Origin of the sequence: Blautia sp. 2227st1_G12_2227SCRN_220401, assembly GCF_039062885.1 — a bacterium.
Classification (GTDB): domain Bacteria; phylum Bacillota; class Clostridia; order Lachnospirales; family Lachnospiraceae; genus Blautia_A; species Blautia_A fusiformis.
The window spans coordinates 1-12,203 of the sequence record NZ_JBCLNI010000004.1 but is presented as its reverse complement, the minus strand read 5'-3'; the positions used below and the strand labels follow the sequence as shown (position 1 = coordinate 12,203).

Below are 12,203 nucleotides of genomic sequence, written 5' to 3'. Positions count from 1 at the left end.
TCATTTCAATTCCACAGAGAATTCACCACTCCTTCTGCTGTATCGATAAATGGAAGATGTCAGATAATCCTCTTCCGGAGTTGCTTTCTCGAGCGTATCACTTAGAACTTCTTTCAAATCTTCCGGATAAACCACATCCGCATTATGGACCATTACTTCATGAACACTGGTAAAAACCAGATACAGGTCTGAACCCAGAAGTTCAGAAAGACGTCTGGCTACCCCGGGCAAAAAGATTGCTGCCGCTCCATTAGTACGCTTTTCTGTACTCAGGCAATTCCCGGCAATCCCTTTATTTGGATGGTATGTTCCAAGGATATCCATGAAATTATCTCCTTCATATGTCTTATCAAACAGCATTTTTTCCCAATGATAGATTCTTGGTGGACTGATAAAATATGTATTTATTAGAGCAGCTTCGAAAACAGTATCCGCATCTTTTCCCCATTTCTCCACAAAGCTTTTCTTGATCTTTGCACTCAGAACATATCCCTCTTTTTCTCCTGCAAGATAATAAACCACTAAAGCAATATCTCCGATTTCGTGATGAACCAACTCCTTCAGTATAGTCCTGTTTTTATCTGCATTCAGAAGTCGAATAAAAAGTCTGCTTTTTACCTTCTCATAATCTTTCAGATCGTCCAAATCACATAGCACACAATTTTCACTGACTTTTTTTATCTCCCTAACACAATCATGAACGATATTTTCAAAAGAATGTTCCTGACAGTACCTTTTATAAAGTTCTTCTGTATGCAACCCGCAGACTGTTTTTGCCTTTTCCATATGACCACTCTCTACAAATAGCCTATCTCCCAAACAGCCATATTTCTCTCCATCGTTTGAAAAATAAATTTCTTCTTCCTTCAGATCCATAGCCGCAAGAAGAAGCTTTCTCAGGTCCGTGACAAAAGTTTCATAACTTTTTTCCATATTTAATTTCCTTTCTGCGAAACAAAGCGGACGAATGTCCTGACAAAATCCTGTGCGCTCTCACAACGACGCACAAAATGATTCTGATCTGATAACATGATTAGATATTTCTGTGGAAAGAACTTCCACTGTAGAATTGCAGAGAGCAGATTTCTCTGCTGAATTTGAGTTGCTTGCTGTATGGACAAGTATAATAGAAGTTTTCAGATTTGTAAAGAAGTTTTCATCGACAGAAAAAGCAGCTTCCGCTGCCTTTTGCTGTCATACCTTTTGTATTGTTTCAGATTTGTGTCTCATTCCGAAATATCAGTAATGGATTTCTCCATGTTTCTCCAGATAATCCAGAAATCCCTCACAACCTTCCTGTATATCTTCATAAGTTTCGTCAAAATTTCCTGTATACCAAGGATCCGCAATATCCCGTCCTGATCCGGCAAAAGTCAGAAACTTATAAAGCTTCTCTTCCGGGTCATTCTTCAGCATCCTGTTAAGATTACGCATATTAGCAGAATCCATACCAATAATATAATCGGATTTTTCATAATCTGCCCACGTAATCTGCTTCGCTCTGTGCGGAACCAGTGGTATTCCCACTTCTCTCAGCTTGTTCACTGTTCCTCTGTGAGGTGGATTCCCAATCTCCTCTGTACTTGTTGCAAAACTATCGATCAAAAACTGATCTGAAAGGCCGAGCGTTTTTACCTTGTGCGTAAAAACACTCTCGGCCATGGTTGATCTGCAGATATTGCCGTGGCAGACAAATAACACTCTTATCATTGCTTAAAACTCCTTGAAATGCTGTATTTACGCTGTTTACAGGCATTTTCCGATAATCTTCAATCCTGTCATTTTCCTGTATATCACAGCATAAATTCGTATATTTTCTTATCCAAATTTAGTAACTTCTTAGTAATAATCAGCCTGGAAAACAGGCTTTCTAAGAACCTTATAATCAGATTATTCTTAATTCTTTTTTCTATTATTTTATCATACTATGCCAGTTTTGCAATCCTATTCATCTCTTCTTTTGCATCAATTAATCCCAGATGTGTATATACATTTAACGTAACCCCTATATCAGAATGTCCCATTAAATATTGGAGTGCTTTCGGATTCATTCCAGCTTTCGCCATATTGGAACAATATGTATGCCTGCATACATGAGGCGTGATCTTTGGCATTTGTTCCTCATGAGTACGATTATACTTTCCTAACGCCCACTGAAAATGTTTTTCCCAATGAAGTGCTACTTCAGGCATATCTTTTTTATCCAGAAATAAGAATCGACTATATCCATCTATAATCGGCTCAACCCTTACTTTTTTACGGTTTTTCACAATCTGTTCAAAACATTCATAAACTTCATCTGTCATCGGTAACATTCGTGTTCCACTTGAAGTTTTGGTATCTTCAATGACGTACTGCATTCCTCTGGTTCTCTGAAGCTGATGATTCACATTGATTTTTCTCTCCTGAAGATCAATATCTTTCACTGTCAATCCACAAAACTCAGAAATACGAAGTCCAGTCTTAAACAAAATAAACATTCCATTATAGTATTTTGAGTAATGGTCATCATTTCGGATAAACTCCAGAAATAACTCTTCTTGTTCTTTTGTAATTGCCTGTCTTGTAACACTGTCATTTACGACAACTGTACATAATTGAAATTCAAAAGGATTCTTGCGCAGTAAATCATCTTCAACTGCCATCTGAAATGCAGGTCTTACAATTCCACGCACACTGTGAATGGAACTGTATCCTCTTCCATCTGCTTGCAGTTTAATAAACCATGCTTTTGCATCCGACAATTTTATTTTATCTATTCTTCTGGTTCCGAATTCTTCTTTTTTTATTATATTGATCACAAAATCATAGTTCGCCTGAGTGTTATGACGAACCCCCTTTTTTTGTCCAATGTATTTTTGAACCAAATCCAAAACTGTTAAATTTCCTCCGTAAGGTACTATACCATCATGTAAATCTCTTTGGATATTCTTTTCTTTTTCCCTTAGCGCTAAGCATGGTCTGCATCCAGTTGGCAGAGAATCTGTTGGCTCTAATTTCCAACTATACAAAAACTTCTGCTTTCCATAACAATCTGTATATACAAACGCATATCTTCCATCTTTTCTCTGACTTTCTCCGTTTCGTAAAATTCGACCTTTTTTATCCCGTCGTTTTTGGTCACGTTTTGTTTTACCCAAACGTCTTCGCCCCTTTCTACGAAGAAGCCCTAGCACGATATAGGTATTATATCATACCAGGGCTAGCATTTCCACTTTAAAGTGCTAAATTGTTCGTATATTTTTTACAAAGACGTAGTCTGATCCAGAAAGGCCTCAAATTTCTTACGGTTAATCAATGACTTACACCCCACCTGGACTGTAAAGCAACATTCTGAATTTAGATGTTCCGAAATAAGCATCCTTATTTTCTTTTCACCTATTCCAAAATATTGCACTGCTTCATCCACCGTAAGCATATATTTTTCCCAAATTGGAATCTTACCTTTTTCAATTTTAATCGCCACTCTTCTCTCCTCCTTTTCTCTTTGGACAAAACATTTTTATCTGCCCATGACAATTTACAATTTTATACACTGTCATCGGCAGATAAAATTACAATACAGGTGGCAGTTCAGTACTCTGCCCACATCGGTTTTGCACCGTCATTAAATATGACCAGCTTTTTTCTGGAAGTATCATTATCACAGATATGCTTCGTCGCCCTGTGCAGCTGCTGCACATTTTGTCAAATTCTTCTCGCTCCATACCTTTACTTCAATGTTATATTTCAGCATTTCCTCGTATTTACTCCATTAACAGAGCAGATATATCATGGCGGATTTACCTAGTGGCTCTACATATCTTCACGTCCTGTATGTAAAACAATATACAATTTTCAAGGTACAAAAATTCCTGAAGGGGAAAAGGAATCTATATTAAATACTCCCTTTACTGATTACTTTTCCTTACATATGATTTCGTATCAAATCCCAAGGTCTTAGTAATCAGTTTTGCTTCCAGGCGTTGACGCAGAGTTTCATCTACACAGTAATGCACCTGTCCAAATTCGTCAAACATTTTTCTGGTAGCCAAAACTGTTATGTACCCTTCATAATGCTTCAACACTGCCTGGATTGCCTCAGTATCACCAGTTGATGCTGCCTCAATAACATGGAATGGCAGCAAATCAAATGCGCATTTCTGTTTTTTACTTTTTTTCATTTGCAGATTCCTCCATATTTTTTCTCATCAGTTCCAGTGATCGTCTACGATGCTCATTAATTGTGCTGCGTACAAGATTCATTTCTCTGGCAATGTCTGCATCACTCATATCCATAAAATATGATAATAACACAACATTCCTTTTCTTTTCAGTAAGTGTCTGCAGTGCTTCAGCAATCAATGCATCTTTGACTTCTATGTCGTAACCCAGAACCTGAAAACGATGTGTTTCCATTTCATGCTCATCCATTATAAAAAGTCTGCTCAACTCCTTTTCTGATACTTCTGACAACATCACTTCATACTTCTGGCGATATGCCATATGCTTTTCATAATTAATAACTTCACTTTTCAATGCCAGCTTGCACAGAGAATCAAACTGATGTCTGACTGTCTGCTCATCTTGAAAAGAGGATTGCTCCATAAGAGTTCACCTCCTTCCCCGCCGGTAGGCAATAAGCAAAGTTCTTGCTTCCCCTTCACACATATCCCAAACGGATGAGTGCATTTGTCGGGGTGTGGGAAGAAATTTTTAAAAAATTTCTTAATAAATACGAGAAAATTGTTTTTCCTGTATTTTGAGGTATATAAAAAACGTCCTAATGGGTAGTTTTTAGCCCATCGGACGCTATTTATATCAAAAGATAATATTTTGCCATCATTTCTTGTGGTATATAATTCACTTTTTGAGGTAAAGAAATTTATTTGCTTTTTTGAACTATTTATCTATTTCATCCGTCACGTAATGACGGATGTGATACCAGACAATAAAATTCTTAATCTTTCCAATACCTCCGGATCTGTTTTACGGAAATTCAGAATTTTATATGTCTTTTAAAAAGTGAAATATCACCCTCTTTTTTAGTGAAATATTAGTTCATTTTCTTTCAAGAAAGGGAACTATACACTAAACATGGAGGTGTATCATATGCCAAAACAAACAGATAAAGAACTGGGATTGTTTTTTAAGAACGCCCGACACGAGCAAAAATTGACTTATGAAGAATTAGCTGAAAAAGCAGAAATGTCCAGCCGATATTTAAAGGAAATTGAAAATGGGGGCCGAGTTCCCAGTTTTCATAAAATCAGAAAACTGGTACGCGCTTTAAATGTTCCTCCTGAACCATTGTTTTATCCAAACAATCATACAGATAATCTTGATTATCAACGCCTGCTCATGTACCTGTCAAAATGCAACGATGAGCAAATTACCGCTATCCTTGCCATCGTAGAAGCATACCTGCGCACATACAAAATTCCTACAGATCACGATAAACAAGATCCCTGAAATTCATTTGAATTCTATCTGAATTATTCTGAAGAAGCGGTATGGTTTCCCATACCGCCACTCTTAACGTGCATATTTTTCTATCATTCTCTTAACATTTGTGGATTTCTTTATTGCCCCTATGTTAATAAGAAACTCAACTACATCCATCATTCCCTGATAATAAGCCCGCTGCTCCTCTTCATAATGGAAATGTTCTAACTGATCCAGATATTTATTCCAGAAATTCTGCTCACGCTCTGGGATTTTTTCCAGATGTAGTGGCAGCTTCTTTTGTATTTGTTTCAAATTCTTCTCTGCTTCTTTCCATTCTTCCGGCTGTACTGTATATTCTCTTTCTCCGGAGTCACAGCGCAATTCCTCAAACAAATTCGATACTGCTTCATAAAATTCATTCATCTTCTTTCCACCTCTCACTAGAATTATTTCTCATTACAGGCAGCATTATCATTTTCTTATTTCAAAAATCAAATAAACTTTCCAAAAACTTCATCTTTAGAAGTATAGTAACAATATTTTTCCTTAAAATCAATAATAATACTTCATCTTTAGAAACTTTTGAGGATCAGAATGATTATTTATTGGGATAAAAAAACGAACAGTAAAAACAGAATAGGACAACGGGTAAAAGAATTACGAAAGGCTCATAATCTTACTCAGAAAACACTCGCTGCCAAATTACAACTTGCAGGATATGATTTTAATGATCTGGCAATCCTGCGAATTGAACAAGGCACACGTTTCGTTCCCGACTACGAAGTTGTCGCACTGGCCGAAGTATTTAATGTTTCCTGCGAATATCTTCTTGGTCTGACGGACGCTCCTGCAAAATAATTCAATTGTATTGCTGCCCATTCTATGCTAAACTATGGATAGATACTTCTGAACAACATACACTATTTATAAACCGTATGATTGGAGTGATTTCATGGAATTAACAAAAAAAGTCCCTACAACCGATAAAAACCAGGAAAACAATCATCTTCTCCGCATGTTAGACCGGGGAATTGATGATATGGAAGCTGGTCGTGAATTGCCACTAGAAGATGCTTTTCGCAAAATCACAGAATTAAGGGATGCACGAAGAAATGCAAGAATATAAAATTATTTTAACCTGGGAAGCAATTTACGATGTCACAGACATTGCAGATTATATTGAAGAAGAATTCGGCCAGCAACGTGCTGACCGTTTTCAATCTGATCTGAAAGAACAAATGCAGAATTTAGGCCAGTTCAGTACTGCCTTTCCCCGAACTCAAATTCTGTACAGAGGATATTCCATACATAAAAGATCTTTTCCGCCATCTATTATTTTTTATATTATAATGGAAGAAACAAAAGAGATTCATATTCTCCGAGTGTTGCGCCATGAACGAGATTGGGAAAATATCCTGTTGCAAAGATCAACTTATACATATCCAGAATGAATACCTGGGAGCCGATCAGAGATTTTTCTGAAAGGCTTCCTTTTTTATTACTTCCCACTGTCAATTAAATCATAACTCATATCCAGAAAATCCAGCGTCTTAGCTTCACTGACAGAATCATCCAAAAGAATCGTAATCCAGTGTTGCTTATTCATATGATACCCCGGTAAAAATCCATACGTTTGAATAATCATCCCAACCAGATCAGGATCACATTTTACATCCAGGATGTCAATGTTTCCATCTTCTTCTAATCCCAGTATTTTCTTTTCCACTACCATAATTATAGCATACCATTTTCCATTTTTATGTCGAAGCACCGCAGAATCAGGATCTTTTTTCCATAAATATTCCGGTTCAGTTCCATATTGCTCTTTTACATATTGAAAAATTTCTTCACGTTTCAAATTTATCCCTCACTTACGATTTCTTTCTCTGATTATACGCTATCAGGATTGTATTCTCAACCACTTCTCACAGTTCTATTTATGTTTTATAGCTTTTGCATAGCCTGCTTTGCAGGCTACACCCCAAAAGAAGCAAGCACTGCCAGTGTCATGACACCTGGCTCATTTTGTCAAATTCCCTTTCCGGTTCATTCTACCAAAATGTATCAGGGAGTATCCCTGGCCCTCTCATATTTTATAATTTCTTAATTTGACGCTTTCACCCAGTCCTGTTAAAATAACTTACAGATACATCTGTCCAAACCAACAAAAAACCAAGTACCATAACTGTCATAGCCGAACTGGTTAGACAGTTTTTTTGTACTCTTTTTTATAGAAAAAAACGAATTGGAGGATTTCAATGAGCAAACGTACCAGAATTCATCCCGTACAATTTTATTTGAATGATGACGAACAATACATTTTAGAAGAAAAATATCGTCTTTCCAGGATGAAAAGCAAATCTGCCTTTCTACGGAAAATGATCTTATATGGATTTGTATATGAAGTAGACTACTCTCATATCCGAAAAATGAATACCCTGCTGGGCAATATCAGCAGCAATTTGAATCAGATCACCCATCGTATAAACAGTACCAATACAGTTTACCCAAAGGACCTGGACGATATAAAGGAGTTAATGGAAAAAATATGGCAGTTACAAAAATCCATGGTATCAAAACAACCGTTGATAAAGCAATAGAATACATCTGCAATCCAGATAAAACTGACCAGAATCTATATATTTCTTCCTTTGCCTGCTCTCCCGAAACAGCCGTTCTTGACTTTAAATACACTTTGGATCATACACATGACTGCAGAGATCCGCACAATACAAATAAGGCATTTCATCTGATTCAGGCATTTTCCCCTGGTGAAGTTTCCTATGAAGAAGCCCATCAAATTGGCAAAGAATTTGCGGATCGCTTACTGGAGGGAAAATACTCCTATGTTCTGACAACACACACTGATAAAGGTCATGTACATAACCATTTAATTTTCTGTTCTGCAGATAACATCACTTTTTCTCATTACCATGACTGTAAAAAGAATTACTGGAAAATACGAAATCTCAGCGACACTTTATGCCAGGAACATAACCTGTCCACAATTATGCCAGATGGTAAAAAAGGAATGAAATACAATGAATGGGCTGCAAATAAATCTGAATCCAGTAAAAAAGCGCAGCTGCGAAAAGATATCAACCAGACAATCCGAATCGTTTCCACTTATTCAGAATTTCTTGCATTTATGGAAGCTAAAGGATATGAAATAAAAAACGCAGAATTTGGCGAAAACAGCAGAAAATACATTACCTTTCGTTCTCCCGATATGTCCCATCCAGTGCGTGGAAGTGCTAAATCTTTAGGAAAAAATTTTACTAAGGAACGTATCAAAGAACGCATTAATAATAAGCTCCACAGAACTACTGTTCCTTCTGTTCGTAATAAGTTAATAGACACCAACACTCCCAATATAGCAGGAAACATTGGACTTCAGAAATGGGCAAATAAGGAAAATTTAAAAATTGTCTCTGCTGAATATAACAAGATGTTCACACATAATCTACATAATTTTTCAGAACTTGAAGACCGCATAGCCTTGTTACATATGCAGCAAAAAGAGGTAAATACCTCTGTTGTTTCTCTCGAGTCTCAGATACGCCATCTTCGAGAAATGCTAAAATATGCCGAACAATATCAGAAAAATAAAATTTACGACGACCATTATAAAAGCTCCAAAGATCCAGATCGTTATTTCCGTAAATATGAATCTCAAATTATTCTTTTCGCGGGTGCTGAACATATTTTACAGGAAAATGGTATAAACCTGAAACATCTTAATTCCAATAAGTTGCAAGAGCAAATTGCAGATCTTATTTCCAGAAAAGAATCTCTAAATACTCAATACGTTTCTTTTAAGCAAGAAATAAAAGAGTTGGAATTGATACATCAAAACCTGTCCAAATATCTCAAACAGGATGCTCCTGAAATACAAAGATCTTCTCATAACCAACTCCCTTCTTTGTAAAACCATAATAATAGGCAGCGATTTCACTCGCTGCCTAAATTCCCATTAAACCGATATCCTACACCTCGTACTGTTTGTATATATAATGGTTGTCCAGGATCATCTTCTATTTTTTCTCTGATATTGCAGATATGTCGCATAACCACATTATAATCACCGGAATAAGGTTCATTCCATACCAGATCATAAACCATTTCTTTTCCAAATATTCTACCTGGACTTTTCGCTAAAAAAAGTAAAATATCATATTCATATTTTGAAAGATGAACATCACTATCATTCTTTTTAACAATTCGTTCCTGTAGATATATTTTTAATTCTCCAAACCTTATAATTTCCGGTATGAATTGGTTTTTATGTTCCCAGCTAGTCAATATGTTTTCACTTATGCTTCCATTAGCATCTGTGATTCTCTCAATAATTTCTATCTTTTTCACCTTTATTGCCTCTACATTATTAATTTTATATTCTATATATCATCTGCCATTTGACTTTTTTCTTCTACAAGTAATATAATATATTTATTACATATGTAGGATTTAGCAGGAGGATTTTATTATGTCACTACCCCAGATTTCAGAAGCCGAATTTGAAGTTATGAAAATTGTATGGAAATATGCTCCCATCAATACAAATGAAATTACAGAAAAACTTACTCTAACTACCAGCTGGAGTCCAAAAACAATTCAAACTCTTATCAAGAGACTTGTTTCCAAAAAAGCTCTTTCCTGCGAAAAACAAAGCCGGGTATTTGTCTATACTCCATTAGTCCAAGAAGATGAATATATACGCCAGGAAAGCAATTCTTTTTTAAAGCGATATTATAATGGAAATCTTTCTTCTATGCTGGCTTCTTACCTTGAAGACGATAAGCTCTCTTCAACAGAAATTGATAACTTACGCCATTTATTATCAAAACATCAGAAATAGGAGGTTTTGAATGAGCAACTGGATCATCCACTTTTTAATCAGTAATATCTTCATATGTATTTTTACACTTGTAATAATCGGAACAAAAAAACTTCTGAAAAAATATTTATCTGCGACTACACAGTACCATCTCTGTTTTCTTTTATTTTTATTACTTGCCGTGCCATTTTTTCCTGTACAGATTCATGGCTCACAACTTTTTTCATGGTTACATTTTTTTCAAACTGACTCAGGACTTAACTCTGGTACCGACACGCTATCCGAACTTACCAGTAATACACAAAATATTTTGTTAAACCAGGTGAATGATTTTTCAGTTTCCATCAGTAGTCAATTTTCTGGAGGCTTGAATACCATACTCTTTCTAATATGGATAACGGGTGTTATGATTATGTCAGTCCTCACCCTTCATTCATTAAACTATGTACGTTCCATAAAAAGATCTGCTCTCCCGCTTCAAAATCAGCAGGTAAAAACTATTTATTACAATTGTTTAAAGGAACTTAAAATCTCTCACCCAGTATCAGTCTACAGTACTGCATTTTTAAAATCACCAGTTTTAATCGGAATAATACATCCCAGAATTTACATTCCCATCCATTTAATTTCCGAACTGAATCCTGATGATATGCGTTTTATGCTGCTACACGAATTACAGCATTACCGTCACAAAGATACATTTATTGGCTTCCTCATGGTCATAAGTAATATACTCTACTGGTTTAACCCTTTTGTTTGGTACACTTTAAAAGAAATTCTCTGTGACCGTGAAATAGCCTGTGATTCTGCTGTATTGCAGATGATTTCTGCTGATGAATACCAAGCTTATGGAACTACACTGATTAATTTTGCAGAAAAAATATCCTCTTTTTCCTCTCCACTGGCAGTTGGAATGTCCGGAAATTTCAGGCAGATGAAACGACGTATTCTCAACATCGCCGTTTTTAGGAAAGAAACTCTTTATCAAAAAATGAGAGCATTGATAATTTATCTGGTCATTAGTGCTGTTTTTATTGGATGTACACCCATTTTATCCATTGATGCCTCTACTCAAAACGTATATCATTTTAGTGATACAGACAAAAATATCTCCCTGTTAGATATATCCGAAACATTTGGAACATATGATGGATCATTTGTTTTGTATGACAATAATTTGGATTCCTGGAAAATATACGATCTTGAAGAAGCCACCAAACGTATTCCGCCAGAGTCTACCTACAAAATATACGATGCATTATTAGGGTTGGAATCCGGAATCATCACACCAGAACACTCTTCCATGACATGGAATGGTGATGCCTTTCCTTTTCCATCCTGGGAAGCTGATCAGGATTTAAACTCTGCTATGCAAAATTCCGTTAACTGGTATTTCCAGGCAATTGATTCGCAGCTCGGAATTAACAGAGTCCAGGAATTTTTGAATAAAATAGAATATGGAAACCAAACAACCAGTTCAAATCTGGATTTATACTGGTCCGATTTTTCATTAAAAATCTCGCCTTTAGAGCAAGTAACATTATTAAAAAAATTTAACACAAATGAATTCCATCTAAATTTCCAAAATGTATTTTCTGTTAAAAATGCTATAAAAATTGCCAGTACACCTAATGGTAATTTCTACGGAAAAACTGGAACCGGTCGTGTCAACGGACAGGATATCAACGGCTGGTTTATCGGATATGTAGAAACTTCCGATAACAGCTATTATTTTGCAACCAATATCCAAAGTGATTCTAATGCAACTGGCAAAAAAGCATTTGAAATCACTTCTGATATCTTAAAAAAATTACATATATGGAATTAACAAATATGAAAGGGCTGATAGTTGTTATCAGTTCGAGAGCGTTTCAAGTTTTGTGTAAACAGAAAAAACTGATATAAGATATGTCATTAGTTATCGAGGACAGAACCTGTT

General features: G+C 35.9%; 17 protein-coding genes. 8 read left to right on the top strand and 9 right to left on the bottom strand.

Annotated features, from left to right (window positions below; all coding sequences use genetic code 11):
- From ABCM67_RS02845 to ABCM67_RS02820, 6 genes are all read right to left on the bottom strand, one after another.
- Positions 1-933 (bottom strand): DUF5688 family protein, encoded by a 933-nt coding sequence (locus tag ABCM67_RS02845; protein ID WP_021650366.1) that lies wholly within the window; start codon positions 931-933, stop codon positions 1-3.
- A 306-nt stretch (positions 934-1,239) separates the two neighbouring features.
- Positions 1,240-1,710, bottom strand: a complete 471-nt coding sequence (locus tag ABCM67_RS02840; protein WP_044960656.1) for a low molecular weight protein-tyrosine-phosphatase — start codon at positions 1,708-1,710, stop codon at positions 1,240-1,242.
- Between the two features lie 215 nt (positions 1,711-1,925).
- Positions 1,926-3,140 carry a site-specific integrase gene (locus ABCM67_RS02835; RefSeq protein ID WP_044960653.1) on the bottom strand — a complete coding sequence of 405 codons (1,215 nt, stop codon included), beginning with the start codon at positions 3,138-3,140 and terminating at the stop codon, positions 1,926-1,928.
- 104 nt (positions 3,141-3,244) lie between these two features.
- Positions 3,245-3,466 carry an excisionase gene (locus tag ABCM67_RS02830; RefSeq protein WP_021650362.1) on the bottom strand — a complete coding sequence of 74 codons (222 nt, stop codon included), beginning with the start codon at positions 3,464-3,466 and terminating at the stop codon, positions 3,245-3,247.
- Positions 3,467-3,890: 424 nt separating this feature from the next.
- Positions 3,891-4,163, bottom strand: coding sequence for a helix-turn-helix domain-containing protein (locus ABCM67_RS02825; protein ID WP_015541278.1), 273 nt, complete (start codon positions 4,161-4,163; stop codon positions 3,891-3,893).
- Positions 4,150-4,587 carry a sigma factor-like helix-turn-helix DNA-binding protein gene (locus ABCM67_RS02820; RefSeq protein ID WP_342992472.1) on the bottom strand — a complete coding sequence of 146 codons (438 nt, stop codon included), beginning with the start codon at positions 4,585-4,587 and terminating at the stop codon, positions 4,150-4,152. The genes ABCM67_RS02825 and ABCM67_RS02820 overlap by 14 nt, the downstream gene beginning before the upstream one ends.
- Positions 4,588-5,091: 504 nt before the next feature.
- Here ABCM67_RS02820 and ABCM67_RS02815 point away from each other — a divergent pair.
- Positions 5,092-5,451: a helix-turn-helix transcriptional regulator gene (locus ABCM67_RS02815; RefSeq protein ID WP_015524620.1), complete on the top strand. Its 360-nt coding sequence runs from the start codon at positions 5,092-5,094 to the stop codon at positions 5,449-5,451.
- 63 nt (positions 5,452-5,514) lie between these two features.
- Here ABCM67_RS02815 and ABCM67_RS02810 read toward each other — a convergent pair whose 3' ends face one another.
- A complete protein-coding gene (locus ABCM67_RS02810) occupies positions 5,515-5,850 on the bottom strand; it encodes a hypothetical protein (protein ID WP_005426510.1) in 336 nt (111 codons plus the stop codon).
- A gap of 171 nt (positions 5,851-6,021) precedes the next feature.
- Between ABCM67_RS02810 and ABCM67_RS02805 the strand changes: the two genes are divergently transcribed.
- From ABCM67_RS02805 to ABCM67_RS02795, 3 genes are all read left to right on the top strand, one after another.
- Positions 6,022-6,285 (top strand): helix-turn-helix transcriptional regulator, encoded by a 264-nt coding sequence (locus tag ABCM67_RS02805; RefSeq protein ID WP_015541275.1) that lies wholly within the window; start codon positions 6,022-6,024, stop codon positions 6,283-6,285.
- A 94-nt stretch (positions 6,286-6,379) separates the two neighbouring features.
- Complete coding sequence (locus ABCM67_RS02800; RefSeq protein WP_005426514.1) at positions 6,380-6,553, top strand: hypothetical protein; 174 nt, start codon at positions 6,380-6,382, stop codon at positions 6,551-6,553.
- Positions 6,540-6,878, top strand: coding sequence for a type II toxin-antitoxin system RelE/ParE family toxin (locus ABCM67_RS02795; protein ID WP_019162149.1), 339 nt, complete (start codon positions 6,540-6,542; stop codon positions 6,876-6,878). Before ABCM67_RS02800 ends, ABCM67_RS02795 begins: the two co-directional genes overlap by 14 nt.
- Before the next feature lie 47 nt (positions 6,879-6,925).
- On the opposite strand, the gene ABCM67_RS02790 is transcribed toward ABCM67_RS02795, so the two are convergent.
- Complete coding sequence (locus ABCM67_RS02790) at positions 6,926-7,285, bottom strand: MmcQ/YjbR family DNA-binding protein (protein ID WP_019162150.1); 360 nt, start codon at positions 7,283-7,285, stop codon at positions 6,926-6,928.
- A 400-nt stretch (positions 7,286-7,685) separates the two neighbouring features.
- Here ABCM67_RS02790 and mobC point away from each other — a divergent pair, with 400 nt between their 5' ends.
- Complete coding sequence (mobC, locus tag ABCM67_RS02785; RefSeq protein WP_005426517.1) at positions 7,686-8,027, top strand: plasmid mobilization relaxosome protein MobC; 342 nt, start codon at positions 7,686-7,688, stop codon at positions 8,025-8,027.
- Entirely contained in the window at positions 7,976-9,355 is a 1,380-nt protein-coding gene (locus ABCM67_RS02780) for a relaxase/mobilization nuclease domain-containing protein (RefSeq protein WP_138344407.1), read from the top strand. Before mobC ends, ABCM67_RS02780 begins: the two co-directional genes overlap by 52 nt.
- A gap of 23 nt (positions 9,356-9,378) precedes the next feature.
- Here the strand turns inward: ABCM67_RS02780 and ABCM67_RS02775 are convergent, their stop codons facing one another.
- On the bottom strand, positions 9,379-9,792 hold the full coding sequence (locus ABCM67_RS02775; protein WP_019162151.1) for a response regulator transcription factor: 414 nt from the start codon (positions 9,790-9,792) through the stop codon (positions 9,379-9,381).
- A 118-nt stretch (positions 9,793-9,910) separates the two neighbouring features.
- Here ABCM67_RS02775 and ABCM67_RS02770 point away from each other — a divergent pair, with 118 nt between their 5' ends.
- Positions 9,911-10,285, top strand: coding sequence for a BlaI/MecI/CopY family transcriptional regulator (locus tag ABCM67_RS02770; protein ID WP_026077000.1), 375 nt, complete (start codon positions 9,911-9,913; stop codon positions 10,283-10,285).
- 10 nt (positions 10,286-10,295) lie between these two features.
- On the top strand, positions 10,296-12,092 hold the full coding sequence (locus tag ABCM67_RS02765; RefSeq protein ID WP_015541271.1) for a BlaR1 family beta-lactam sensor/signal transducer: 1,797 nt from the start codon (positions 10,296-10,298) through the stop codon (positions 12,090-12,092).
- Positions 12,093-12,203: the final 111 nt, after the last annotated feature.